A 25,310-nucleotide genomic window follows, 5' to 3' on the forward strand; every position below is an offset into this window, starting at 1 on the left:
AGACGGCGGAGGCCGATGGACCAGCGAACGGTGTTCGTGTGGGGCTTGATCAATGCCAAGGTCCGAGAGGACGACAAGTCGGTTTCGATCGACACGATCTGTGGAGCCTGCGCGGACGCCTTGGTCGCGCAAGGGGTCGGCGTCGCTCTCACCAGCAAGCTGATCTCCTACGAGCCGGTTTGCGCAGCGGGTGCCACCGCCCAGCGATTGGCGGATCTCCAGGCCACGCTTGGCGAAGGACCTAGCATGGACGCGCTGAACGAAAGGCGGCCCGTGCTGGTCTCCGACCTGGATGAGGCAGGCGCCGTCTCGCGATGGCCGATCTTCGCTCCTGCCGCCGTCACCGCGGGGGTCCGGTCCATGCACGTCTTTCCCATGCTTCTAGGTGCGATCACGGTCGGCGTCATGGAGATCAGCCGAGCTGCGCCTGGAGGGCTGACCCAGCAGGAGACCGGAGACGCACTGGTGTTCGCCGACGCCGCGCTGCTCGTCCAGACCCATCAGGTCGCCGGCCTGGGCGCGGAACCTGCGGACGTCGAGCTGGGGCAGGTAGACCGCTGGGCGGAGGTGCATCAGGCGACAGGCATGGTCGCCGTCCAGATGGACACGGATCTGACCACCGCGTTCGTCCGGCTCCGCGCGCATGCTTACGTGGCCGGCCGCAGCCTTCGGGACGTGTCTCACGACGTGCTGGCGAACATTCTGCGCTTCGAACCGTAGTCATCGTGATCGCACAACAGAGAGAGTGAGGCTGAGCAGGTGACGGAAGTGCTCTACCGAAGAACCGCTCAGGTCTTCGTCGAACTCGCCGACACCCTGGTGGCCGGTTTCGACGTCATCGATTTTCTGCAGGCGCTGGCGGAACATGCCGTGGAGATCTTCGAGGTCGACGCGGCGGGGATCCTGCTGGCCGATCAGCGCGGCGCGCTCATGCGGGTCGCCGCCTCCAGTCAGGAAGTGCGGCTGCTGGAGCTGTTTCAGTTACAGGAGGAGGAGGGGCCTTGCCTCGACTGCTTCCGAGGCGGGGCCCCCGTGATGTGCGCGGACCTGTCGGCCGACCCCTCGATGTGGCCGCGGTTCTCGGCCACCGCCCACGAGATCGGCTTCAGCGCGGTGCACGCGTTCCCGCTGCGACTGCGCGGTCAGGTGCTGGGCACGATGGGTCTGTTCAACACGCTCGCGGGAGAGCTGCCGCAGGACACCACCTCTGTGGCACAGGCGCTCGCGGACGTGGCCACGATCGGCATCTTGAACGAGCGCACGCTGCGCGAGCAGCAGGCGGTCACCGAGCAGCTTCAATACGCGCTCAACAGCCGGGTTGTGATCGAACAGGCCAAGGGCATGCTTGCCGAACGGAGCAAGATCAACGTCGGCGACGCCTTCACCGTGCTCCGCAAGTACGCCCGCGACCACAACAGGACCTTGTCCTCCGTCGCACACGAGCTGATCAACAACAGGACGGGTATGGCAGACCTCATCGCCGCGGCCGTCAAGCTGAAGGCGACCGACCCAAGCTGACGACGTCGCCCGTACACGCTTTGACTGCCGGCCCGCGCGGTAGCCACCGGTCAAGATCAAGGGGCGGGTGACCGCGATCGACGACTCTCGGTGGGTGGTGGTGGTTATGTGCGGAGAAGGGGCGTAGCCTTCGTGTGCGAAGTCCGTCGTCTTGATCCCTAGACGCGTAGTTCTACCTCGGGACCCTTCGTGCCGTCCAGACCCAGCGGCTTGATGATCAAGCGCGCGAAGGACACATCATGGACGTCACGACATTTCTCCTCAACTACGATGACGGGGCCCTGCGGATCACCTCCTTGACAGGAGTCCCGGGCGTACGGGTCGAAGGGCAACTCGACTACCGTGGTGTGATCACGGTAATGGGGGCGCTGACCGCGACACGGAAAGACGACAAGCCCCCTAGCCTCGATCTGAGTGGTTTGTGGTTCATCGACGTTCAGAGCCTTCGGACACTGGAGATCGCCTCACAGCGCGGGCTCGTGAACATCACCGCCGTTTCTCCGTGGTTGGGCCGACTGCTGGAGCGCACCCACTGGGACGGCATGCTCGGCCGGTACGCCGTTGAAGGTCAGCGAAGAGCCGTACGGTCCCGGACGCAATGCGAACGCCTGTCCCCGCTGTGAATCGCCGGGCCGAGCGTTCGGTATCGCCGGCATCGCGACGTCGCGCACATGGGCCGGCGCCCGCGCGTACCTGTACCACTCTTTCATGGAGACCGAATCCGATCGAGTCCGAAGGCCCCCACCCGGTACCGAACCTGCGCCTGGTCCGCTGACACGCCCCTGATCGGCTTCAGACTCGCCGCTTGTATCGCCGACAGATCCCTTCGCCGGGGGGCCGAACTGTCGCTGCTGGCGGGATTGGAAACTCCCCAAAGGTACCGACCTGTCACGATGGGACATCGAATAGCTGGCGGCCGTCGCGCTCACACTCAACGCCGCGGCGAGGGCGGCCGGTCCCGCCAGGTGTAGTAGCCGGATACAGAGACGGCCAGGACGCGGCAGGCGACCTCCACCGGGATGCCTTCGCCGGCCATCACCGCGATGGCGCGGAACCGCCTTTTGGGGGCGCCGCCTCACCGACCAGTTCGATCGCCCGGCGGGCCACCTGCAGCTGGAACGAGCGAAAGATTGAGCGGCGAATCGTGGCCTGGTCAGCGGGGATCCCCCTCGACCTGCCGGTGAATCCCGGCCCGCCGGTGTGGCCGTGATCTTCCCGGCGTTCCACGACCCTCCTGATTGGTTTGCATGGCTGGCCGAATTAATGACACACATCACCCGCACGAGGCAAGGGAGGCCAGGCGTGCTTCTCTGTAACTTTCGCGTAACGTGAATGGATTTTCGTACTGACCTGGGACGATGCCTGTCGATGTCAACTCGTTACCTGATCCATGGGGTGCAGAACGGACATCTGCGTGTTACAACCCTCATTAATTGATCGCAGAGACAAACGGGAGAGGTGGTGACCGCGTGACGCAGGAGCACCAGATCCGTGCCATCGGCGGCGCCGTCTCGCCGACGAGCAACGTCACGATGCGCCAGTCGAACCTGTCGCTGGTGCTGCGCCAGCTGCGCGACCACGCGTCCCGCTCCCGGGCCGACATCGCGGACACGACCGGCCTGCACCGCGCGACGGTCTCCAACCTGGTGGCCGAGCTCCTCGACCGGCGGCTGGCGCGCGAGGTCGGCATCGAGCACGTCGGCGCGGTCGGCCGTCCGCGTCGTGCGGTGGCGCTGCACGGCGCGCACGTCGGCGCGCTCGGCCTGGAGATCAACGTCGGCCACATCTCGGTGTACGGCTGCGACCTGAGCGGCCGGGCCGTCGTGGAACGTAGCATCGGGTTCGACGCCGTCGGCAGCGGTCCGGAACGTTCCCTGCGCCGGCTCGGCGTCGTCGCCGGAGAGGCCATCAAGGCGATGCGGCAGGCCGGTGCCGTCCCCGCCGGGATCGGTGTGGCGGTTCCCGCGCTGGTCGACGTGGCACGCGGCGTCGTCACGCTCGCGCCGAACCTCGAGTGGTACGACCTGCCGCTGGCCGACCGGCTCACAGAGGCCCTTGGCCCGCTGAGCCTTCCGGTGACCGTGGACAACGACGCCAACTTCGCGACCCTGGCCGAGTACACCTCAGGCGTCGCCGCCGGTACGCCGCACATGGTCTACCTCACCGGCGAGGTCGGGGTCGGCGGCGGCTTCATCATCGACGGCCGGCTGCTGCGCGGCGCGGACGGCTTCTCAGGCGAGGTCGGGCACCTGCCGGTGGACCCGGCCGGCGAGCGCTGCGGCTGCGGCAGGCGCGGCTGCTGGGAGACCAAGGTGGGGCTGGAGGCGCTGACGCGCGCGGCCCTGCCGGAAGGATCGGGCCCGGCTGTGCCCGATCCCGAAGAACGCGCGGCGCAGATCGCGGCGGGACTCGCCGCGGGTGACCCGCGAATGCTCGACGCGGCGGCGCAGGTGGGGCGATGGCTCGGGCATGGCGGCTCGATCATCGCCAACCTGTTCAACCCGCGAGTGATCGTCGTCGGCGGTTACTTCGCCACCCTGGCGGAGTGGCTGCTGCCGCACGCACAGGCGGAACTGGAACGGCTGGTCGTGGCACGCCAGGCTGGTCCGTGCTGGTTCGCCGCCTCTGATCTCGGCTTCGGCGCCGCGTCCCGCGGCGCCGCGAGCATGGTGATCAGCCGTCTCATCGACGACCCAACCATGATCATGACTCCCCTACCCCGGCCCACGGCTCTCTGACGGGCCCCCGAAGACCTGGAGACGGTACCCTCCAGCACCCCACCCGTCCACCGCTAGCAGATGGCAACAAGCGCGGCGGCGCGCGCCTTGCCTGACAGTCCCCCCCTGGTCAGGAAAGAAGGCTTCATGTCTCCACGTTCTCGAACGTGGGCCCGGTGGCGCAGTGCGTCCACCACGCTCAGAATGCACCGTTCCAGGCGAGCGACGGCGGCCACGATGGCCCTCGCCATCGTCCTGCCGTTCCTTGCGTTCGTCTCGATCCCGGCAGGTGCCGCGAACGCCTCGGCCGCCGCGGACCCGGCGTTCAAGGTCCTGGTGTTCTCCAAGACCACCGGCTTCCGGCACGACTCGATCCCTGACGGGGTCGCGGCCGTCCAGAAGCTCGGCCTGGAGAACAACTTCGCGGTCGACGCGACCGAGGACAGCGCGTTGTTCACCGACGAGAACCTGGCGCAGTACCAGGCCGTCGTCTTCATGTCCACGACCGGTGACCCGCTGAGCACGCAGGCTCAGAAGGACGCCTTCCAGCGTTACATCCAGAACGGTGGCGGCTACGCCGGCGTCCACGCGGCGTCCGACAGCAGCTACGACTGGGAGTGGTACGGCAAGCTGGTCGGCGGGTACTTCAAGTCGCACCCGGCGATCCAGCAGGCCACCGTCAAGGTCGAGGACCCGGCGCACCCGTCGACGGTGGGTCTGCCGACGTCGTGGAGCCGTACCGACGAGTGGTACGACTACCGGGCCAACCCCCGCGGCACCGTGCACGTGCTGGCGTCGCTGGACGAGAAGTCCTACACCGGCGGCACCATGGGCATCGACCACCCGACGGTGTGGTGCCAGGACTTCGACGGCGGACGCTCCTGGTACACCGGCCTCGGCCACACCAAGGCGAGCTTCGTCGAACCGCAGTTCCTGAGCATGCTCCTCGGCGGCATCAAGACCGCCGCCGGCGCGGTGAAGGCCGACTGCTCGGCGTCGCAGAGCGATAGCTACGAGAAGGTCACCCTCGACGACAACACGTCGAACCCGATGATGCTGGACATCGCCAAGGACGGCCGGGTCTTCTACATCGACCGGCTCGGCGACGTCAAGATCGTCAAGACGACCGGCAGCACCGTGACGGCGGCCCACCTCAGCGTGTTCACCGCCAACGAGAGCGGCCTGCTGGGCATGGCGCTCGACAAGGACTTCGACACCACGAAGTGGATCTACCTCTACTACTCGCCGACCGGTGTGAACGTCGACCGGCTGAGCAGGTTCACCGTCAACGGTGACACGCTCGACCTGGCGAGCGAGAAGAAGATCCTCGATGTGCCGGTCCAGCGGGCCGAGTGCTGCCACCACGGCGGCGGCATGGTCATCGACCACAAGACGGGTAACCTGTGGCTCGCCACCGGTGACAACACCAACCCGTTCGCCTCCAACGGCTACGCCCCGATCGACGAGCAGTCGGGCCGTTCGTCCTGGGACGCTCAGCGCACCGCGGGCAACACCAACGACCTGAGCGGCAAGGTGCTGCGCATCCACCCGGAGGCTGACGGCACCTACACCGTGCCGGCCGGCAACCTGTTCGCTCCCGGAACGGCGAAGACCAAGCCCGAGATCTACGCCATGGGCATGCGCAACCCGTTCCGCATGGGTCTGGACCCGAAGACCGGTTACCCGCTGGTCGCCGACTACGGACCTGACGCCAACGCCGCGAGCGCCACGCGCGGTCCGGAGAACAGCGTCGAGTGGAACCTGATGGACAAGCCGGGTAACTACGGCTGGCCCTACTGCGTCGCCAACAACAGGCCGTACATCGACTACAACTTCGCCACCGGTGCCTCGGGTTCGGCGTTCAACTGCACCGCGCCGGTCAACGACTCGCCGAACAACACGGGTCTCACCAACCCGCCGGCGATGACCCCGGCGACGGTCTGGTACCACTACAACACCGACGCGGCGAACTTCCCCGAGCTGAACGGCGGCGCGCCGATGGCCGGCCCCGTCTACCGCTTCGACGCCGACCTCCAGTCGACCGTCAAGTGGCCGGCGTACTGGGACGGCAAGGCGATCATGGGTGAGTGGAACACCAACAAGATGTTCTCGTTCCAGCTCAACGAGAACGTCACCTCGCTCGTCAAGATCAACCAGATCCTCAAGACGATGAGCTTCAAGCGGCCCATGGACATCAAGTTCGGTCCTGACGGCGCGCTGTACCTCATCGAATGGGGTTCGGGCTTCGGTGGTGACAACGCCGACTCCGGCGTCTACCGCATCGACTACGTCAAGGGCACCCGGCCGCCGGTCGCGCGCGCCTCGGCGGACAAGACCGACGGACCCGTGCCACTGACCGTGCAGTTCTCCAGCGCGGGCTCGGTGGACCCGGACGGCAAGGCGCTCACGTTCGCGTGGGACTTCGACGACGACGGCACCGTCGACTCGACCGACCCGAACCCGTCGCACACCTACAGCACGGCCGGCAACTACAGCGCCGTCTTGAAGATCACCAACACCGACGGCGTCAGCGCCACCGCGAGCGTGCCGATCGTCGCCGGCAACACCCGGCCGACGGTCTCGCTGCTCCCGCCGCCGGACGGAGGGTTCTTCCAGTTCGGCGACCAGGTGAGGTACAAGGTCGCCGTCACCGACCCCGAGGACGGCACCATCGACTGCACCAAGGTCAAGGTGCAGGCGTTCCTCGGTCACGACAGCCACGGCCACCCGCTCGACGAGCACGAGGGTTGTGAGGGCGTCCTCCAGACGCTCACCGACAGCGGCCACGGCACCGACGACAACCTGTTCTACATCCTGGAGGCCACCTACGCCGACAACGGCGGCTCCGGTGGCGCGGCCAAGTCGCTCACCGGCCGGGGACAGGTCGTCCTGCAGCCCAAGCGCAAGCAGGCCGAGCACTTCACCGAGACCGGCCGCGTCGCGGGTGGCGTCGGCACCGACACTCCCGGTGTCGCGGCCGAGGACACCACCGACCCGCAGGGTGGATCGAAGAGCATCGCGTTCATCCAGGACGGCGACTGGTGGGGCTTCACCCCGGCGAACCTGACGGACATCACCGCGATCCGTCTGCGCGCGTCGTCCGGCGGCAGCGGCGGCACCGTGGAGATCCGGTCCGGCAACCCCGAGACCGGCACACTGCTCGGTTCCGTCAACGTCACGAGCACCGGCGGCTGGCAGACGTTCGGTGACTTCAACGTCAACCTGACGGCTCCGCCGACGACGACCGGGCCGCTGTACTTCGTCGTGCGCAAGCCGGCGAGTACGGCCAACGACGCCTACCTGGTGAACGTCAACTGGATGGACTTCATCGGCAAGGGCGTCACCGAGAACCAGCGTCCGGCGGTGACCGCGACGGCCACCCCGTCGACCGGCATCGCGCCGCTGACGGTCGCCTTCAAGGCCACGGCCACCGACCCCGACGGCGACACGCCGCTCACCTACAAGTGGAACTTCGGCGTGACCGGTGCGCCGCAGCCCACGACCGCCGACGCGAGCTACACCTACAACGCGCCGGGTACCTACAACGCGACCGTCACGGTGACCGACTCCAAGGGCGCGGCCGCCACGGCGCAGGTAACGGTCAAGGTGGACGCTCCGACCACGCAGTGCTTCAGCGGCCGTTCCGACGACTTCCTCGGGACGACCCTCGACCGGGACCGCTGGTCGGTCGTCCGGGAGAACCAGGACCTGCGGGTCGCCGACGGCAAGCTGATCATCCCGACGTCGTTGAGTGACATCTACGGCACGGGTACCGGCACGCAGACACCGAACATCGTCGTGCAGCCGGCGCCGTCCGGTGCCTGGACCGCCACGACCAAGGTCACGCTGAACGCGCGCGACTCGTATCAGCAGGCCGGTCTGATCATCTACGGCGACGACAACAACTACGCCAAGATGGTGCTGCAGGCGCGTGCGACGAACAACCACGCCAACCGCGTCTTCCAGTTCATCCGTGAGGAGAACGGCGCCCCCAACGAGGTGACGGCGAGCAACAGCGCGCAGCTCGGCGACGCCTACCCCGACACGGTGTACGTCCGCTTCGTCAGCGACGGCACCAACATCACCGCGCACTACTCGGCCGACGGTGTGACCTACACCGCCATGACGCAGACCAAGGCCCTCGCCGGGATCACCAACCCGAGGATCGGCCTGCTCTCGCTGGCGGCCACCGGCACCCGCCCCGTCGTGGACGCGGCGTTCGACTGGTTCAGCATCACCCCCGACGACAAGGCGACGGGCCCCGCGCCTGACGACGAGTTCAACGGCACGTCCCTGGACACCTGCCGCTGGACCGCGTCGGTGCGAGCCGACGCCACGACGTCGCGGGTGGCCGACGGTGCCCTGCAGATCGACACCGAGAAGGGTGACGTCTACGGGACCGACAACACCGGAGCGAAGAACTTCATCCTGCAGAAGGCGCCTGACGGCGACTGGACGCTGGAGACGAAGGTCGACGGTTCGGCGTTGAACGAGGCCTACCAGCAGGCCGGCCTCATGGTCTACGCGGATGACGACAACTACGTGAAGCTCGACTACATCACCGACAACACCGCGGGCTCCACGGTGACGCGGCGGATCGAGCTGCGTAGCGAGGTCGGCGGGACCGTGCAGGACCCGCAGCCTCAGATCGGCAACCTCACCGCCGCCGTCTGGTCGCTGCGCCTCGTCAAGACAGGTGACTCGTTCCGCGGCTACTACTCCGCGGACGGCACCACCTGGACCGAGGTCGCCGCGAACACCCCGGTGAAGAACAGCGCGGTCGCCGGCGGCGCCAAGGTCGGGTTGTTCGCCTTCGGCGGCAACCAGACGGCGTCCAAGACCGCGAAGTTCGACTACTTCCACCTCGTCAAGCCCGCGGCGGACACGACGGCGCCGGTGACCACCGCGGTCACCGACCCGGCGAGTGGTCCGTTCACCGGGCCGGTCAAGGTCACGCTGACCGCGGCCGACGAGGCGAACGGCAGTGGGGTGGACCGCACCGAGTACAAGCTGGACAGCGGAGACTGGACGGCCTACACGGCACCGGTCCAGATCACCGGCGACGGTGACCACACCTTCTCCTACCGCTCGGCCGACAAGGCGGGCAACGTCGAGGCGGCGAAGGTCATCAACCTGACCATCACCACCCCGGCCACCCCGAAGGTCGCCCTGACCGTCACGGCGTCGGCTCGCTGCGTGGGTACCACCGCGTACCTCGCCGTGACCGCCGTCAACGACGGCGCCGAGACCGCGTCGATCACGCTCACCACCCCGTACGGGGCCAAGACCGTGACCGGCGTGGCGACGGGCAAGCAGGCGTACCAGTCCTTCAACACGCGACTCGGACAGGTCGGTGCCGGCACGGTGACCGTGACGGGTACCGCGACGATCGGTGGCGAGCAGGTCACCACGCCGTACGAGGTCGCCTACTCCGCGATCAGCTGCCGCTGACCGCAGCACCGGTGACCCGGCGTACGCCGGGCCACCTCGACAGATGAACCGGGGCCGGCCGGTCGCACGACCAGCCGGCCCCGACCCCCATAAATGGCATATGGAGCCATCAACATGAGAACCAAGAGAAGAACCACTCAGCTACTCGCCGCGTCGCTGCTCGGCTTCACGCTGCTCGGCCTGTCCGGCCTGTCCGGCACGGCGGCGGCGGACGACGCGCCCGACGACGGCGTCGACGTGTCGGTGAACATCGCGCCGATCGGCCAGCCCGGCGAGCTGACGATGACCGTCGCGGACAACACCGGCGTCGCCCTGCAGGAGAACGGGTCCACCGCCACCGCACGCCAGTTCACCGGCGCGCTGCCGACGGTCACGGTCAGCGACACCCGCGACCCCGAGGACATCCCCGCCGGTGAGTACTGGGCCGTCGTCGGTCAGGCCAGCCAGTTCGTCGCGACCGGCAACGCCTCCAAGACCATCGGCCCGGAGTACCTGGGCTGGAAGCCGCGCCTGCTGACCGATTCGCAGACCGGTGCGGTGGCGGCCGGTGAGCCGGTGTCCTCCGTCATCTCCGACGGCACCGGTGCGCCGAACGTGGGTCTGCAGGGGCAGGAACTGCTCGTCTCGGCCGCGAACTCCGCGGACGAGATCGGCACCTGGCAGGTGAACGCCGACCTCGCGCTGCGCACACAGGCCGACGTCGCGGCCGGCGAGTACCACTCGACCCTGACGCTTTCACTGTTCAACCAGAACTGACCCGCAGGTAGAACGCCACCTCGGCACTCTGTTGGACGTCCGGGACGTGTGCGACTCTGGCACTCGTCCCGGACGTTCACGAGGAGACAGGAGACACCTCAGTGGCCAAGAGCAGTTCGCGCTACGCCGTGGCCGTGCTTCACGCCGCCGGCGCCATCGCCTTGGTCGCCGTGGTGGCAACCGCCGGCCCGGCACAGGCCGCCGGCCGCATGGACACCACCTGGTCGGTCGTACCGGCCAACGCCGACGGTCCCGACGGCCGCGGCGACATCGACGTCGAACTCGCGCCGGGACAGGCGGTGACCGAGCATGTCGCGGTCACCAACCGTTCCGCCAAGCCGGTCGCCTTCACGATCGACGCCAACGACGGCTACCTGACGGCCAAGGGCTATTTCGACATGCGGTCCTCCGACGCCACCCCGGTCGACGGCGGCGCGTGGATCACGGTCCCCGAAACGGTGACCATCGCCGCGGGAGGCACGACCGTCGTGCCGGTCCAGGTCGCGATCCCGCGGAACGCGACGCCGGGGGACCACCCCGCCGGGGTGACCGCGTCCATCGACACGATCTCCGGCCAGGTGCGGGTGCACAACCGGGTGGGTGTCCGGCTGAACCTCCGCGTGTCCGGCGACTACGTGGCCAAGCTCGACGTGACCCGTATCAGTGCCGCGTACACCTGGTCGTGGAACCCCTTCGCCGCGGGGTCGGTGGACGTGACCTACACCGTCGCCAACCTCGGCAATCTCCGGCTCGCCCCCGACGCCAGGGTCCGGACGTCGGCGCTGGCCGGGGACGGCGACTGGAAGGACACCTCGAAGGCCAAGGCCCGGGAGATCATGCCGGGTGCCAGCCGTGAGTTCACCGCACGGGTCACCGGCGTCTGGCCGCTCGGGCCGGTCTCCGCGAAGCTCATGACCATCCCCTCACCCGCCGGCCGGCCGCTCCCCGGCATCACCGCCGACCGGGTGACGTCGGGCGTCACGGTCTGGGCCGTCCCGCTGCCGCAACTCCTGTTCGTCGTCCTGCTCGTCCTCGCCTTCTTCGGACTGCGGTGGAACCGTGCCCGGCGCCGCAGGCACCTCGAAAGGCTGATCGCCCTGCACAGCGGAGGCGGAGCCCTGGGACGTCAGCGGGTGTGAGGGGATGGCGCGCCTGCGGGAGACATCCAGCCCCTGATCGGCACATTTCGTAAGCATCCCGAGGAGGTGGCATGTCAGCATGAACAAGAAAGCGACACTTGCCAGGAACCCCCGGCAGGTCCGGCACTCGCCGGCGAAAGGCTCGTCCATCGTCTGGAAGCTCCTCGCCGCGTTCGCCGTCGGCGCGATCCTCGCGGGCGGAGTGGTCTTCGCCGTGACCCGGCCGAGCCCGGTGGACCAGATCAGGGCCAATGACGCGCTTCGCGACAAGACGCAGATCAAGGAGCTCACCGAGCTGGCCAGGTCCACGCGGGACCGGCTGGTCCCCGTGCTGGAGGGACTGGCCAAGGCCATGCCGGCCGAGGATGCCGTGGGTCCCGCCGCGGTGACCGCGGCAGATGTCGAGAACTGGCGGAAGGCGGCCACCGCGGCCGTCGACGGCTTCGCCGACCCGCCTTCCGGTATGACCGCGACCAATGTGGCGAGGGCCGGCCTCGCCTCGGCGGTACGGCAGCTCGCCACCACCGTCGAGACGTACGCCTCGTCCCAGAAGCTCAGCGAAGCCGACGCGGCGCGCACGCTGGAGCTTGCCGCACGCCAGCGCACCGACGCCGTCTTCACCTGGTCGGTCGGGGCCACGGCGCTCGACGCGTTGAACGTCGACGCCGGCTACGGCCACCAGCACGTATTCCTGCAGACATCCGGTGACGGGGCGCTCACCCCGGACGCCGAACCCGAGGGGGTCCAACACTCGTGAGCAAGACATTCAGATACGCCATGACCGCGCTGCTCGCCGGGCTCACGCTTCTGCTCGGCGCCCCGGCGGCCTCCGCTCACGGTGGAGCGATCGAGCTGGAGGTGACGGGGGACGGCGCCGACAACGTCAACGTGCTGGTGACCTGGAAGAAGGATCACCATCCCGTCACCGAGACCGTCATCGGGACGCTGACCGCGAAGTCCGAGGACGGACGGTCCTACGGTCCCGTCAAGCTGCGGTCGTCCGCCGAGGGCCAGAACCTCTACCACGCCGCCGAGGCCCTGCCGCCCGGCGAGTGGAAGGTCACGGTCAAGGTGAGCGAGCCGTCCAAGGCCCGCAAGACGTTCACCGCGACCGCGAAGGACCCCGCCGCCGTCGCGGCCGCGGCCACCTCTCCGCAGGACGCCGCATCGCCCCCCGCTCAGGGTGACGCCACGCCCCCCGCCAAGGACGGCACGGCCGCCTCCGGCCAGAAGGACGCGAACGCGTCCGGCGCCGCGGAGGATGAAAGCCCACTCGGCACGCTGCTGATCATCGGCGTCGCCACCCTGGCACTCGCCGCCGGCGTCGTCACGTGGATGCGCCTCGGCCGCAGGGGCGGCCCGGCCTAGAACCTGAACGAGCATCGACGACATACCTCGCCCGCCAACCGGGCCTGGCCCTGCCCCACAGCTCAGGAAGGTCGAATCACGTCGGGTCAGGGCTTGCGCGCCAGCCCGCCCCAGCACGCCACCTCGGGCGGATCGCCCCACGGGTTCGGCGCGGGACGCCACGACGACACGGGCACGACTCCTGGCTCGAGTAGTTCCAAGCCGTCGAAGAAGCCCTTGATGAGCTCGGGGCTGCGCGGCGTGTAGGGAACCGCCCCAGCACGGTTGTAACCTCCCAGCGCCTGGACGTACGCCGGATCGGTGTCCGTGCCGTCATACAGCGCCAGATAGCTTCCCGAGGGCAGCGCGGCGAGCAGGCGGTCGACGATTGAGCGCGCCTCGTCGTAGTCGGCGACCAGCCCCATGATGCCCATGAGCATGAGTGCCGTCGGCCGCTCGAAGTCCAGCGTCTTCGCGGCCTCGTGGAGGATGTGCTCCGGGTGGTGCACGTCCGCCTGAAGGTAGTCCGTCTTCCCCTCGGGCGAGCTGGTCAGCAGGGCCGCGGCGTGCACCAGCACCAGCGGATCGTTGTCCACGTAGACGATCCGGGACTCCGGTGCGAGCCGCTGAGCGACCTCATGGGTGTTGTCGACTGTGGGCAACCCCGTGCCGATGTCAAGGAACTGCCGGATACCGGCCTCGGCGGCGAGATAGTCGACCACACGCGTCAGCATGTACCGCGACTGGCGCGCGATGTCGACCATGCCGGAGAACACCTCAAGGACCTTGTCCCCCGCCATGCGGTCGACCGGATAGTTGTCCTTCCCGCCCAGCAGGTAATTCCACACCCGCGCGGAATGCGGCACGCTGCTGTTGATCGTCACCCCTTGCCGCTCCGCCTCACTCCCGTCATCGTCAACCATCGGTTGACCTCCAACCTCGCGTCATCGCTACAGGCAGGCCGCCGCCCCTGTCCAGACGAGCCACAACCCACGTAGATCATAACCAAAATCCCGCAAACAGGCCCGTTACCCCTCCTGCCCGCCCTTACCACCAGAGGGCGATATGCGGCGTACGCAGACGAATCGAATCTGCTCTGTGGGCTTGACCTTGACGCTGCGTCAGCCCTCCATTCTGGGTGTCATGGCCACCGGCACCAGCCACCGTTCGCGATTCACTGCTGCGAAAGGCAGACCATGACCATCAAGCGATCCCCCTGGACCGGCATGGTCCCAGTGGACGATACGGCTTTAGCCGTCACCGATACCGACGGCGACGGTGTCCCCGTGATCTACCTCAACGGCCACGCCGCCGTTCAGTGGCAATGGCGGCGGGTCCTTGCCGAGTTGGGGACGGAGTGGCGGCATATCACCTACGACATGCGGGGGCGTGGTAGGTCGAAGCGTTCGGCGGATTATTCGTTCGCTACGAACATCCGAGATGTCGATGCTGTCCTCGCAGCCCGGGGTGTGGCCCGAGCGGTGGTGGTGGGCTGGTCCTATGGAGCGTTTGTCGCTGCGCACTGGGCCAGTCGGAACCCGGCCCGTACCGTGGGCGCGGTCTTGGTGGAGGGCGCACAGCCCCACGACTGGTTCGACGAGTCCATGGAACCGGGGATGCGCAAGATATGGAAGCGGATCTGGTGGCCCATGCAGCTGCTGCGCCCGTTCGGTATGGCTCCACGGATGACCGCCGACCAGCTGGCAGATAGCAACATCGAGGTCGGCAAGATCGCCCGCGAGCGTGACCTGGGCCCCGTGCTGGACAGCATCACCGTCCCGGCGCGCTACGTGGTCGCTTCTGGGGAGTCCTTCGGAAGCCAGGGCGGCCACGAACTGATACGCGCCGGCCTCCCTGCGGTGACTGCCCGCAATCCGAACATCCAGATCAGCGCGAAAGTCGCCAGCAACCACGGTTCGATCCTGCGTAAGGACTATCGCGCCATCGCCGAGGCCGTACGTGAGGTCACCGCCCTCGACCACGAGGGGAACTGAAGACGCCACCAGAGCAGGATCAGAGCATGCTGACGATTGGTCAACTGGCGGCTTATGCCGGCGTCACGGTGCGGGCGGTGCGGCACTATCACCAGATCGGACTCCTGCCCGAGCCTGAGCGGGATGCCTCGGGTTACCGGCGGTATGGCGCGACGGCGGTCGCGTCCCTCATCAAGATCCGCACCCTCGCCGGCGCGGGCGTGCCGCTGTCTCAGATCGGTCAGATGCTCGAAGCCGACGCATCGACCTTTACCGAAGCGGTCCAAAGTATCGACAGCCACCTGCGCGAGGAGATCGAACGGCTGGAGGCCAGCCGCAAGCAAATCGCGCAGCTCGCTTCCGGGGACAGTCTGGCGCTCCCGCCGAGCGTGGTCGCCTTTCTCGATCGACTTCGCGAGATCGGGGTGTCAGAGCGGGTCGTGGAGGGTGAGCGGGACGGGTGGATCCTGGTTGCGGCACGCTGGCCCGATCACATCCACGAGGTCATGCCCGGGAAACTCGCGCAGCTAGATGACCCGCAACTCGTTCGCCTCTATCGGATCCTGTCGGAGATCTTGGAAAGCGGCGCAGACGACGGCCCGCGTCTGGAGGAAGCCGCCGACATCCTGGCCAACCTGGCCGAGCAGGCATACACCTCCGGCGAGATGACGCACCACGATCTGGCGTTCGACCTTGTCGACGCTCTTGCCGCCGAGTCCATCCCGCGGATGCTGGACCTGATGCGCGAGCGCGGCTGGTCCGGTTGGACCCGGCCAGAGCGGCTGGCGGACCCACCCGGCTGAACCGGGCGTCGACCTGCGGTACTGCGGCTCGCACTTGACGTGTCTCGATGAAGCTGTCATGACACGACCCGGTCGATCATGGAGCGAACGGGACGCGGATTCGAGATCGAGCTGCGTAGTGGGTGCGGCGGCCGGCGAGGTGCGGTTGAGAGTCCAGTTTCGAAGCTGCGGCACAGCGTGTCGCCGAGGGCGTTGCGCTGCATTGCTGTCAACGATCCTTGACAGTCGAGACTCTGTCAAGGATCGTTGACAGCATGAGGGAATTAGACGAAGCTCTCCAGACGTTGCGCGACACCTTGGACATGCTGATTCATGACGATCCCATCGCAGCAATGAGGGCCGCGGCGCAGGCCGAGGCCCTCGCGCGAGAGGCCGCACAGCGCGCCGTCGCGGCCGGCTGCCTCACGGCACAGGCCTCGTGGACCGACGTCGGTGCCGCCTTCGGGGTCAGCAGACAGGCCGCCCACCAGCGCTTTGCCCGCCATGTCCGGGCAGCCCGCCGATGACCCGCTCCCGAGCTCTGGCCCTCCTCAGCGCCGCCGGCACCCTCGCCTTTCTCGCCGCGGTGCTGGCACTTCACGGCCTCCAGCCGGCTCAGGATCCGATCAGCGTGACCGTGAGCGAATACGTCCTCGGCCACGGTGGATGGTTGTTCACCGCCGGATGCGCGGCCTGGGGGCTGGGCTCGCTCGCGCTGGCCACTCTCCTGGCCAGAACCGGCTCGTCGCGCACTGGGGGCGCCCTGCTGACGATATGGGCGACCGGCATCCTGCTGGTCGCGATCTTCCCAACCGATCCGATCGACCGTGCGAACCAAAGCGTGCATTTCACGACCGCGGGAATCATCCACGCGATCGCCGGCCAACTCGCCTTCATCTGCTTCGGTGTGGCCGCCGTCATGCTCACGCGAGCCCAGCGGTCGCGAGGTCTGCACACGATGGCCGCGCTCTGCGCCGCCACGCTGGCCTTCGCCGTCGCGGTGACGGCGCTTGGGCAGTTCCAGCTGTTCGGCTTAGCCGAGCGCCTTCTCCTGTCCGCCTATATCGCCTGGTCACTGTTCATGACCGCACACGCGGGCCGAAAGGCTCGGCCTGGCAGCTGATGGCCGAGCGGCTGGAGGATGCCGGCGCAGACGTCAGGCGGCTTGCGCCGAGGCCCGTCGTCGGCTCCGGGCCGGAATAGAGGTCTTCCGCGAGCGGGAGCCCGGCCAGCAGCACCAGCCCGAACACCGAGGTCAGCCAGGGGCCCCGCAGCGGACTGCGCCAGAACTCCGGCCGGAACGGGCCCGGCGGACTCCCCCGCAAGTACGCCCTCAGCCGCACACCGGGCCCGCTCGCCGCGGACCGGCCCTGCTGGTGGCGGCGTCCGTCCGACGCATCCGACATGATCCCCCCGAGGCCGGCGAAGGCGTGAGCGAGCCGCCGATCCACCGCCAGTTCTCACCGCTAACGCCATCAGCCATAGTCGTCGGATCTTCCGTTTTCCGTCATGCTCCGTCTCCGGGGGAGAGCGACCGCCGGCGTCGGCCAAGAGTTCTTACGGCCTTCGAACGCATCCGTGCCGTCGTGCCCCGGCCGGGGGAAGGGGGCCTACCGTCGGCCGGGTGAGGGTACTCGTGACCGGTTCGGCCGGGTTCATCGGAAGTCATGTCGTCGAGGCACTGGAGGAGGCCGGATACCACGTGACCGGCTTCGACCTGCGGAAAGGGCAGGACGTGCGCGACGCCGCCGCTCTGGACCGGGTGCTGCCCGGCGTGGAGGCGGTGGTGCACCAGGCCGCCAAGGTCGGCCTCGGCGTGGACGTCGCCGACCTGCCCGAATATACCTCGGTCAACGCCTACGGCACCGCCGTGCTGCTCGCCGCGATGGCCGGGCACGGCATCGGGAGGCTGGTGCTGGCCTCCTCGATGGTCGTCTACGGCGAGGGGGACTACGAGTGCCCCCGGCACGGGCGGGCGCGGCCGGGGCCACGTGCCGTCACGGACCTGGCGCAGGGGCGGTTCGAACCGCGCTGCCCGCGGTGCGGCTCCTCCGTAGCGCCCGTCACGATCGGCGAGGACGCGCCCGCCGACCCGCGGAACGCTTACGCCACTACCAAGCTCGCCCAGGAGCACCTGGCCGCCAATTGGGCGCGGGAGACCGGCGGCACGGCGGTCGCGTTGCGCTACCACAACGTGTACGGGCCGAGGATGCCCAGGGACACGCCCTACTCCGGCGTGGCGGCGATCTTCCGGTCCGCACTGGAGGCGGGGCGCGCGCCGAGGGTGTTCGAGGACGGCCGGCAACGGCGTGACTTCGTGCACGTCCGCGACGTCGCGCGGGCCAACGTCGCCGCCCTGTCCGGCGGCGCGCCGGGATCCCTGGCCACGTACAACATCGCCAGCGGGGAACCGCACACCGTGGGCGAGATGGCCGCCGCGCTCGCCTCCGAGCGGGGCGGCCCGGATCCGGTCCTCACCGGCGAGTACCGGCTCGGGGACGTCCGGCACATCGTCGCCTCACCGGGCCGGGCCGCCGGCGAGCTCGGCTTCCGGGCGCGTACCACCTTCGCCGAGGGCATGAAGGAGTTCGCTGAAGCCCCCCTGGCCTGAGGGTCTCCCTGGTGCCGGCCCGGTGGTCGCCTCTGGTCACCAGGGAGAGGCGACCAGCCCTTGCAGCAGCAGGCCGGTGACCACCTGCGCGACGAGCATGCGGCGTCCGGGCGCGTATGCGGCCGCCAGACCGGCCCACATGGCGAAGGGCACCCAGATGCGCTCTACCTCTCCCCGCGTCACCCCGCTGACGTCCAGCGCCAGCACCGCCGCCAGGGCCGCGCACACGACGGCGGCGGCACCATGGCGGCGTGCCAGGCTCATCACGGCGGCCGCGATCCCGCGCAGAGGGATATGCCCGCCGACCGCGGTGACGGTCGGGCAGTGCATGAGGTGGCGCCCCATCTGGACGAGGCCCACCGTCGTGGCCGGGCCGGTGATCAGGGCGAGGACGGCCAGGTTCGCCACCAGGAAGTACAGGTAGGGGCGGGCCGCGCCCGGGTCGGCCGCCCACTGCGCGTGGGTGGCCGCCACCCCGTCGAGCCACGAGAAACCCGCCGCCGCGAACACGCCCGTCACGGCCGCCGCGCCTGCGAGGGCCGCGAGCACCGCCGGGCGCGGCAGCCGGACCAGCACGGCCACCGTCACCGGGATCAGCAGATAAGGGACCAGCCCGTAGCTCAGGTACGGCAGAGCACCCAGCAGTACCCCCGCCCCCGCCGCGAACCACGTCCTGGCCGCGGTGCTCCGGCCGAGCACCAGGAGCGCGACGCCCCATGCGCCGACCCCGGCGAAGAAGGCGTCCATCGTGGTGGCGATCCAGACCGAGGCCGGGGTGAGCGCGAGATACGGCAACGCCCTCCGGGCCGCGTCCTCCCCCGCCAGGCGGCGTACGGTCAGCCCGATCGCCACCGTGGCCGAACAGCCGGTGAGAAGCACCAGGATCGCCGCCCAGAGCGGCCCGTCCAGGCCCGCGGCGGCGAGCGCCCACACCACCAGCACCGGCAGCGGCGGATGCCCGCGCACGTGCGTCGGATACTCCGGCAGCCGGCGCGTGAAGGTCGCCAGCCAGCCGAGCGGATCGTGGCCCACCGCGGGCAGCACCGCCAGATACTCCTCGCGGTGTGTGAACGGCGCGGCAAGCCCGTCGGCCGACATCGCCAGGAGGACCGTCCACGCCAGCGCGAAACCGCAGGCGACGCACAGCGCCCGCCCAAAACCTCCCCGCCCGATCCATCCCGGCAGGTCCCGTACTGCGACCACCGCGAAGACCGTCGCCGGCAGCAGCGTGACCGTGAGCACCCGGAAGTGCGCGTGCAGCGGCGGCAGGTGATCGATCCGCAGCACGCCGAGCGCGTGCAGGACCGCCCCGGCCACGACGCAGCCGACGACCAGCGCCACCCACCCCGTGAGCGCCCCGCGCGTCCGGCGGCCACTGTCGTCGTCCGTCTCGTACGCGTGGGTGACTGGGGCGGCAGTTCCCCGATCCGATCTTCCCGCCACACCGTAACAGTAGGTCTGAGCTGGGCTTCTTTTGAAGACGGCGTCATCACACCGTAAGAATCTTCAGGCTCGCTCTGCCTTAGCGTCGGACCCATGGACATCGACGTGGTACTGCCGTGCCTGGACGAGGAGGCCGCGCTTCCCTGGGTCCTGGAGCGCATGCCGGCTGGTTATCGGCCCATCGTGGTGGACAACGGGTCGGCGGACGACTCGGTGAAGGTCGCCGCCCGGTTCGGGGCACGGGTGCTCGTTGAGCCGCGGCGCGGGTTCGGCGCCGCCTGCCATGCCGGGTTGCTGGCCGCGACCTCCGAGATCGTCGCCTTCATGGACGCCGACGCCTCCCTCGACCCGCGACAGCTGCCACGTGTGGTCGAGCCGGTGCGGACCGGGGACGGCGACCTGGTGCTCGGCCGGCGGATCGTCCGGTCGGTACGCGTCTGGCCACCGCACGCGCGTGCCGCCAACGCCCTGCTGGCCCACCGGCTGCGCCGGCGCACCGGTGCCGTTGTGCACGACCTCGGCCCGATGCGCGCCGCGCGCCGCTCCGGGCTCATCGCTCTGGAACTACGTGACCGCAGGTTCGGGTACCCCTTGGAGATGGTGCTGCGCGCCGCCGCGGCCGGTTGGCGGATCGCCGAGGCCGAGGTGGACTACCTTCCGCGCGCGGGCCGCTCCAAGGTGACCGGCACGGTACGCGGCACCGCCCGCGCCATCGGCGACATGCGGCGGGTCATGCGGGAAACGGTGTGACGCAGCTCTTGGTCATCGCCAAGGAACCGATACCCGGCCAGGTCAAGACGCGGCTGTGCCCGCCCTGCACCGGAGGCCAGGCCGCCCGGCTCGCGGCAGCCGCCCTGGAGGACACCCTGCACACGGTAGCGGCCGCCCGCCTGCCGAACCCGGTGCTCGCCCTCCAGGGGCTGCCGGGCCCCTGGCTGCCTCCCGGGTTCACGGTGATCCCGCAACGCGGGCGCGGGCTGGACGAGCGGCTCGCGGCGGCCTTCACCGACGCGCACGGCCTGCACGCGGCGCCCATCGTCCTCATCGGCATGGACACCCCTCAGCTCACCCCGGCCCTGCTCGACGCCGCGGCCGAGGCGCTGACCCGGCACGACGCGGTGTACGGCCCTGCCGCGGACGGCGGCTTCTGGCTCCTCGGCCTACGCCGCCCCGACCCCGCACTGCTGCTCGGCGTGCCCATGTCGCAGGCGGACACCGGATCGGCCCAGATGCGGCGCTTGCGCGAGGCCGGGCTGAGCACAGCCCTCATGCCCGAACTGCGGGACGTCGACACCTACGCCGACGCTCTCCACGTCGCCGCGCAGGCGCCCGGCACGCGGTTCGCCGCGACGCTGGACGCCGTGCGCGTGAGTATGGCCACATCGCCGGGAACGAGCACCCAGTTCGGCACCCGCCCGTCCACCAGCGGGCACAGCGTCAGCTCCCAGACCTCCCACTCTTCCTGAGCCGGGTCGCGAGCACGGCCACCGCAGCGACGACCGCGATCACGCCGATGACCATGAGCAGGCCGCGCCCGTAGTCCAGCGGCAGCAGCGACGGGTTGTCGGCCCGCCGGCCGATGCCCAGCACCATGGGCAGCGCCACCAGGGAGAGCACCGCGGACACAGCCAGCGCCGCGCGGACCCAGAACCGGTACGGCTCACGCGCCGCCCCCGCCAGCGCACCGGCCGCCACGACCAGCGGCACCACGACACCGTCGTGCGCCGCGACCAGACCGCCGATCCACAGGGCCCAGCCGAGAGGGTCCGTGCGTCGGGCGTCCACCACCAGACCGGCGAGCCCGATGACGATCAGGACGCCGCCGGCCCCGTATCCCACCAGCCGCCCCCCTCGCCGGCCAGAGGTCTCGACGGGCTCTCTCACGACACCACCACCTTGGTGATCCATTTGGTCTGCAGCACCCCGGGCCGGTTCGGCGCGATGAGACGGAGCGGGAAGCCGTGGTCGGGGGCGAGCGGCGCGCCGTTGAGCCGCAGGGCCAGCAGCGTGAGCGGGTCGCTCCAGTGCGGCGAGCGCACCTCGCTGGACCGGTAGGCGCCGCCCCGCTCCAGCGACTCGACCAGCACCACCGCGTCCGGGGCCACCTCCGCCCCCGCGAGCAGATCGCGCAGGCGTATCCCCGTCCACTCGGCTTCGGCGCTCCAGCCCTCCACACAGGAGATCGGCAACCGGACGGTGTGCTGCGGCAGCCGCACCAGGTCGGCGTAAGTCAGCGACAGCTCGGTACGTACCGCGCCGGTCACCGTGAGCCGGTAGCCCGGGTCGCCGATGACCTCGGTCACGCCGGCCGCGACCGCCGACTTGTTCACCGGGATCCCCTGCGGGCCGATGCGCGGATCGCGCGGGGCCAGCACGGCCAGCCGGGCCAGAGGTGCGTACGTCTCCCCCACCGTGACCAGGACGGTGAGCCCGGACGCGGCGGCCACCGTGGCGAGGAACCGGCGCCTGGCCGCGGCGTCCGGCTCTACCCGCTCCCGTGTCCACAGCGCGGCGCGGACCTTCGCCCACTCGTTGACCACGTGGACGACCAGGGCACCGTAGACGAGATACGCGGTCCAGTAGTGCGTCGTGGTGAAGGAGAACGGCCACAGGTAGGCGTAAGAGATGTTCAGCAGCCCAGTGACAAGCTGGAACAGTGAACCACCGACCAGCACGAGCACAAGAAGGCGTTCCGTCGCGTGTGCGACCGACCGGAAAGGCGGCCACTGGAACAGCTTGGGGTAGACGGTCCACAGCTTGGCCAACAGCAGCGGGATCGTCGCCAGCCCGCCGATCACATGCAGGCCCTGCGTGACCCGGTACAGGTTGACCGGCCGCGAAGGCCACAGCAGCCACCCCGGTGGATGCTGCATGAAGTGGCTGACCAATCCGGTGGCGAAGGCGACCGTGAAGCTGATCCCGAGCCAAACGCCGAGCTGTGCGGCCACCCGCTCGTCATGCAGGCCACTACTGAAGCGCCCGGAAACGCTGCGCACGACCCTCCCGGCCCGTTCGCTCGCTCCCTTCAGGCTCCGATCCTCCTGGCTCTTCACGTCAGGGTGGCGAACCATCGTCCGGCCTCGTTCCACTGGTCGGTGGAGGGGAAGCCGCACCCGCGCGCGAGCGGTCCTATGCCGTCGACGGAGACCGTCGCCCAGGGAAACCAGTCGGCCACCTGCCCGCCGCGCCGTAGTCGCACCCACTCCACACCGCTCGGCGACCCGGGTGGCGCCAGCTCGGCGATCACCGCGCCACCGGGCCGTACCAGCTCGCGGAGCCGGCGCAGCAGGGCCGCCGGGTCGCCACCGATTCCGATGTTCCCGTCGGCCAGCAGCGCCACGGCCCAGCGGCCCGTGCCGGGCAGCCACTCGAAGACGCTTCTACGCAGCGCCGGCGCACCGGCGCGCCGCGTGAGCGCCACCGCCAGCGGAGTGATGTCAATGCCGAGGACCGGCACCCCCATCCGCGCCAGGGCGGCGGTCAGCCGGCCCGGCCCCGAACCGACGTCGAGCGTCGGCCCCCCACACCTGGCCAGCAGTCCCTCGTCCCCTTTGATAGGCCGCGACCACCGCTCGGCGGCAAGGGGCCGGACCTGCCCATCGGAGTGCTCGACGTCCACGTCCCCGCCCATCAATGCGTCCTCATAGAAGGCGCCGATCACGTGGCATCCCCGCGCTCGCCGGCCCTAGACACCGCGAGGCCGGGAAGCATAAAACCGTCGCGATTTTCGTCGGGCCCGCCGACTGCCACAGGCGATTCCAGCGGACGACTCAAGGCGAGAAGATCGATCACACTCCGACGCTACAACGGAAAGCCTTCCCCAACCCTTACGAACCTGTGACGTGACGCCCCGGCCGGACGCATTTGGCGGCTGCCGACCTGGTAGGAAGCACCATCATGTCGAAAGAAGCACCTTGGCGCCTGCGGGCGCTATATCCGATCGGCACGGCACGGCATGCGTTCTCCACCTTATTGCTCCGATTCATACAATTCCTGCAAAGAGCATTCTTGTCCGGTCCGAACCGTGAATATGGCTGCGCGGCCCGGCTATCCTTGGCGAGACGCGCGCGAACCGGAAACGCCATCACGCAAGCTCTTATGTAGTACTGCAGCATCACTTTGTTACCACCCTGCTGAGGTACCCGCGTCGGAGCAGCAGCTAGGCGCCGCCTGGGTGCAGGGTGAAGCGGGCCGATGCGAGGTCCGCGTCGGGGAAGCCGCCCAGGACCGCTCCTCGGGAGCGGGCCTCTTGCACTTCTCCGTCGGCGTGGCGCAGCAGGGCCGAGAGGTGACCGGCGGTGGTCAGCACCCCGGTGATCCCGCTGCCTTCGCCGTCGGTGCGGTCGCGGAAGATCGCGCATACGGCGGTGAGGAACTGCTGGCCGATTTTCTGGGCGATCAGGGCGCGGTTGAGCTGCCCGAGCACCTGGGCGGGGAGAAATGGTGCGCACGGTGTAGCGGGCCGTGTCCAATCCCGGCGGGGTGACCAGATGCGGCGGCGGCAGGCTGTCCTGCAGGCTGCGGGCCAGCGCCTTTGGCCTGTTCGGAGGTGGCGCGCAGATCAGGCATCCGGCTGTTCATCTGCGACACAGCGTCGCGCAGGGCGATCTCCCCGGTGGCGGCACGTGCCAAGGTGGCCAGGGTGCGCAGTTCCTCATCGCTCAAGGCACGCGGAACGGTATCCACCACGCATACCGTGCCCAGCACCTGCCCCTCGGGGGCGATGGGGTATCCCGCCCAGGCGCCGATGCCCATCTGGGTGGGCGTTCCCCCTTGGATGTGGACACCTTGAAGACTGGATCTTGAGGTCCAGGGGAAGAGATGTCCCTGATGGTGATGAAGAACTACCCGCCGGAGTTCAAGGTCGACGCGGTGGCGTTGGTGCTGTCGAGGCCGGACCGGACGATCACGTCGATCGCGCGGGATCTGGGGGTCAGCCGCGAGACGCTGCGGGTCTGGGTGCGAGCCGCGCAGGCTCGGGGTGAAGGCGGGCAGCGAGCGGCCGGCGGGGTGGGGCCCGGCAAGAACATGCCGGCCGGGCCCGTACTCTCGGACGACGTGCTGCAAGAGGAGAACAAGCAGCTCAAGGCGCGGATCCGGGAGCTGGAGCAAGAGCGGGACATTCTGCGTAAGGCGGCCAAGCTTTTCGCGGGCGAGACGAGCTGGTGAGCCGCTTCCAGTTTGTTGGCCGATCACAAGGCGCTCTACGGGGTGAAGCGGTTGTGCCGGGTGCTGCAGGTGTCACGCTCGGGCTTCTATCGATGGTTGAAGGGCGCCGCTGCGCGGCTGGCCCGCCGCTCGGCAGCGCGGGTGGTGAGGTGCTGGCCGCGCTCGTGACGGCGATCCACGCGGAGGTCCCGATCGCGACGCTGGCCGAGATGCACTTCGCGTACCCGACCTTCCACCGCGCCCTTCAGCCCGTCCTGCGCACTCTCCTCGGAAGCGCGGGCCCGGAGGCGTCCGCCTGACGTTCGACACGGGCGCGGGCGAATAGCGGGGAAGCCTCCCCCAGCTGTGCAAGGAACTCCGCTCGCGCGACGTGGTCAAGTGGCGGGCCTTGCCTCCAGGTGGCC

24 protein-coding genes and 1 pseudogene are annotated in these 25,310 nt (G+C 69.1%); 17 read left to right on the forward strand and 8 right to left on the reverse strand.

Annotated elements, in window-relative coordinates; genetic code table 11:
• Positions 1 to 15: 15 nt before the first annotated feature.
• The 9 genes from ACFP1K_RS20970 to ACFP1K_RS21010 all read left to right on the forward strand — a co-directional run bounded on the left by ACFP1K_RS20970 (position 16) and on the right by ACFP1K_RS21010 (position 12,949).
• Positions 16 to 720: a GAF and ANTAR domain-containing protein gene (locus ACFP1K_RS20970; protein WP_380755866.1), complete on the forward strand. Its 705-nt coding sequence runs from the start codon at positions 16 to 18 to the stop codon at positions 718 to 720.
• A gap of 39 nt (positions 721 to 759) precedes the next feature.
• Positions 760 to 1,518, forward strand: a complete 759-nt coding sequence (locus ACFP1K_RS20975; RefSeq protein WP_380755868.1) for an ANTAR domain-containing protein — start codon at positions 760 to 762, stop codon at positions 1,516 to 1,518.
• 239 nt (positions 1,519 to 1,757) lie between these two features.
• Positions 1,758 to 2,141 (forward strand): hypothetical protein, encoded by a 384-nt coding sequence (locus tag ACFP1K_RS20980; protein ID WP_380755870.1) that lies wholly within the window; start codon positions 1,758 to 1,760, stop codon positions 2,139 to 2,141.
• 846 nt (positions 2,142 to 2,987) lie between these two features.
• Positions 2,988 to 4,256, forward strand: coding sequence for an ROK family protein (locus ACFP1K_RS20985; RefSeq protein ID WP_380755872.1), 1,269 nt, complete (start codon positions 2,988 to 2,990; stop codon positions 4,254 to 4,256).
• A gap of 216 nt (positions 4,257 to 4,472) precedes the next feature.
• A complete protein-coding gene (locus tag ACFP1K_RS20990; protein ID WP_380755874.1) occupies positions 4,473 to 9,686 on the forward strand; it encodes a ThuA domain-containing protein in 5,214 nt (1,737 codons plus the stop codon).
• 114 nt (positions 9,687 to 9,800) lie between these two features.
• A complete protein-coding gene (locus ACFP1K_RS20995) occupies positions 9,801 to 10,442 on the forward strand; it encodes a hypothetical protein (RefSeq protein ID WP_380755876.1) in 642 nt (213 codons plus the stop codon).
• A gap of 101 nt (positions 10,443 to 10,543) precedes the next feature.
• Positions 10,544 to 11,581, forward strand: coding sequence for a COG1470 family protein (locus tag ACFP1K_RS21000; RefSeq protein WP_380755878.1), 1,038 nt, complete (start codon positions 10,544 to 10,546; stop codon positions 11,579 to 11,581).
• A gap of 79 nt (positions 11,582 to 11,660) precedes the next feature.
• Positions 11,661 to 12,338: a hypothetical protein gene (locus ACFP1K_RS21005; protein WP_380755880.1), complete on the forward strand. Its 678-nt coding sequence runs from the start codon at positions 11,661 to 11,663 to the stop codon at positions 12,336 to 12,338.
• A complete protein-coding gene (locus ACFP1K_RS21010; protein ID WP_380755882.1) occupies positions 12,335 to 12,949 on the forward strand; it encodes a hypothetical protein in 615 nt (204 codons plus the stop codon). The genes ACFP1K_RS21005 and ACFP1K_RS21010 overlap by 4 nt, the downstream gene beginning before the upstream one ends.
• An 86-nt stretch (positions 12,950 to 13,035) precedes the next feature.
• On the opposite strand, the gene ACFP1K_RS21015 is transcribed toward ACFP1K_RS21010, so the two are convergent.
• The gene (locus ACFP1K_RS21015; RefSeq protein ID WP_380755884.1) at positions 13,036 to 13,851 is read right to left on the reverse strand and encodes an SAM-dependent methyltransferase; all 816 of its coding nucleotides are present in this window, start codon (positions 13,849 to 13,851) and stop codon (positions 13,036 to 13,038) included.
• 273 nt (positions 13,852 to 14,124) lie between these two features.
• On the opposite strand from ACFP1K_RS21015, the gene ACFP1K_RS21020 reads away from it, so the two are divergent.
• The 5 genes from ACFP1K_RS21020 to ACFP1K_RS21040 all read left to right on the forward strand — a co-directional run bounded on the left by ACFP1K_RS21020 (position 14,125) and on the right by ACFP1K_RS21040 (position 18,294).
• On the forward strand, positions 14,125 to 14,922 hold the full coding sequence (locus ACFP1K_RS21020; protein WP_380755886.1) for an alpha/beta fold hydrolase: 798 nt from the start codon (positions 14,125 to 14,127) through the stop codon (positions 14,920 to 14,922).
• Between the two features lie 26 nt (positions 14,923 to 14,948).
• Complete coding sequence (locus ACFP1K_RS21025) at positions 14,949 to 15,704, forward strand: MerR family transcriptional regulator (protein ID WP_380755888.1); 756 nt, start codon at positions 14,949 to 14,951, stop codon at positions 15,702 to 15,704.
• A gap of 254 nt (positions 15,705 to 15,958) precedes the next feature.
• On the forward strand, positions 15,959 to 16,210 hold the full coding sequence (locus ACFP1K_RS21030; RefSeq protein ID WP_380755890.1) for a hypothetical protein: 252 nt from the start codon (positions 15,959 to 15,961) through the stop codon (positions 16,208 to 16,210).
• Positions 16,207 to 16,806, forward strand: coding sequence for a DUF998 domain-containing protein (locus ACFP1K_RS21035; RefSeq protein ID WP_380755891.1), 600 nt, complete (start codon positions 16,207 to 16,209; stop codon positions 16,804 to 16,806). The genes ACFP1K_RS21030 and ACFP1K_RS21035 overlap by 4 nt, the downstream gene beginning before the upstream one ends.
• Before the next feature lie 501 nt (positions 16,807 to 17,307).
• Positions 17,308 to 18,294, forward strand: a complete 987-nt coding sequence (locus ACFP1K_RS21040; RefSeq protein ID WP_380755893.1) for an NAD-dependent epimerase/dehydratase family protein — start codon at positions 17,308 to 17,310, stop codon at positions 18,292 to 18,294.
• 36 nt (positions 18,295 to 18,330) lie between these two features.
• Here the strand turns inward: ACFP1K_RS21040 and ACFP1K_RS21045 are convergent, their stop codons facing one another.
• Positions 18,331 to 19,737 carry a hypothetical protein gene (locus ACFP1K_RS21045; protein WP_380755895.1) on the reverse strand — a complete coding sequence of 469 codons (1,407 nt, stop codon included), beginning with the start codon at positions 19,735 to 19,737 and terminating at the stop codon, positions 18,331 to 18,333.
• 93 nt (positions 19,738 to 19,830) lie between these two features.
• On the opposite strand from ACFP1K_RS21045, the gene ACFP1K_RS21050 reads away from it, so the two are divergent.
• The gene (locus tag ACFP1K_RS21050) at positions 19,831 to 20,487 is read left to right on the forward strand and encodes a glycosyltransferase family 2 protein (RefSeq protein ID WP_380755897.1); all 657 of its coding nucleotides are present in this window, start codon (positions 19,831 to 19,833) and stop codon (positions 20,485 to 20,487) included.
• The gene (locus ACFP1K_RS21055) at positions 20,484 to 21,203 is read left to right on the forward strand and encodes a TIGR04282 family arsenosugar biosynthesis glycosyltransferase (protein WP_380755899.1); all 720 of its coding nucleotides are present in this window, start codon (positions 20,484 to 20,486) and stop codon (positions 21,201 to 21,203) included. Before ACFP1K_RS21050 ends, ACFP1K_RS21055 begins: the two co-directional genes overlap by 4 nt.
• On the opposite strand, the gene ACFP1K_RS21060 is transcribed toward ACFP1K_RS21055, so the two are convergent.
• The 6 genes from ACFP1K_RS21060 to ACFP1K_RS21085 form a co-directional block, all read right to left on the reverse strand.
• On the reverse strand, positions 21,175 to 21,621 hold the full coding sequence (locus tag ACFP1K_RS21060; RefSeq protein WP_380755901.1) for a hypothetical protein: 447 nt from the start codon (positions 21,619 to 21,621) through the stop codon (positions 21,175 to 21,177). The two genes, ACFP1K_RS21055 and ACFP1K_RS21060, sit on opposite strands and share 29 nt — an antisense overlap.
• On the reverse strand, positions 21,618 to 22,733 hold the full coding sequence (locus ACFP1K_RS21065) for a molybdopterin-dependent oxidoreductase (RefSeq protein WP_380755903.1): 1,116 nt from the start codon (positions 22,731 to 22,733) through the stop codon (positions 21,618 to 21,620). The genes ACFP1K_RS21060 and ACFP1K_RS21065 overlap by 4 nt, the downstream gene beginning before the upstream one ends.
• Before the next feature lie 53 nt (positions 22,734 to 22,786).
• The gene (locus ACFP1K_RS21070) at positions 22,787 to 23,398 is read right to left on the reverse strand and encodes a class I SAM-dependent methyltransferase (protein ID WP_380755906.1); all 612 of its coding nucleotides are present in this window, start codon (positions 23,396 to 23,398) and stop codon (positions 22,787 to 22,789) included.
• Positions 23,395 to 23,529 (reverse strand): hypothetical protein, encoded by a 135-nt coding sequence (locus ACFP1K_RS21075; protein WP_380755908.1) that lies wholly within the window; start codon positions 23,527 to 23,529, stop codon positions 23,395 to 23,397. Before ACFP1K_RS21075 ends, ACFP1K_RS21070 begins: the two co-directional genes overlap by 4 nt.
• A gap of 367 nt (positions 23,530 to 23,896) precedes the next feature.
• On the reverse strand, positions 23,897 to 24,229 hold the full coding sequence (locus ACFP1K_RS21080; protein WP_380755948.1) for a SpoIIE family protein phosphatase: 333 nt from the start codon (positions 24,227 to 24,229) through the stop codon (positions 23,897 to 23,899).
• On the reverse strand, positions 24,136 to 24,663 hold the full coding sequence (locus tag ACFP1K_RS21085) for a GAF domain-containing protein (RefSeq protein ID WP_380755950.1): 528 nt from the start codon (positions 24,661 to 24,663) through the stop codon (positions 24,136 to 24,138). The genes ACFP1K_RS21080 and ACFP1K_RS21085 overlap by 94 nt, the downstream gene beginning before the upstream one ends.
• On the opposite strand from ACFP1K_RS21085, the pseudogene ACFP1K_RS21090 reads away from it, so the two are divergent.
• Positions 24,568 to 25,091 (forward strand): annotated as a pseudogene (locus ACFP1K_RS21090) (transposase); the annotation flags it as partial. The gene ACFP1K_RS21085 and the pseudogene ACFP1K_RS21090 sit on opposite strands and share 96 nt — an antisense overlap.
• Positions 25,092 to 25,310: the final 219 nt, after the last annotated feature.

It is taken from the genome of Sphaerisporangium aureirubrum (assembly GCF_042658925.1).
Classification (GTDB): domain Bacteria; phylum Actinomycetota; class Actinomycetes; order Streptosporangiales; family Streptosporangiaceae; genus Sphaerisporangium; species Sphaerisporangium aureirubrum.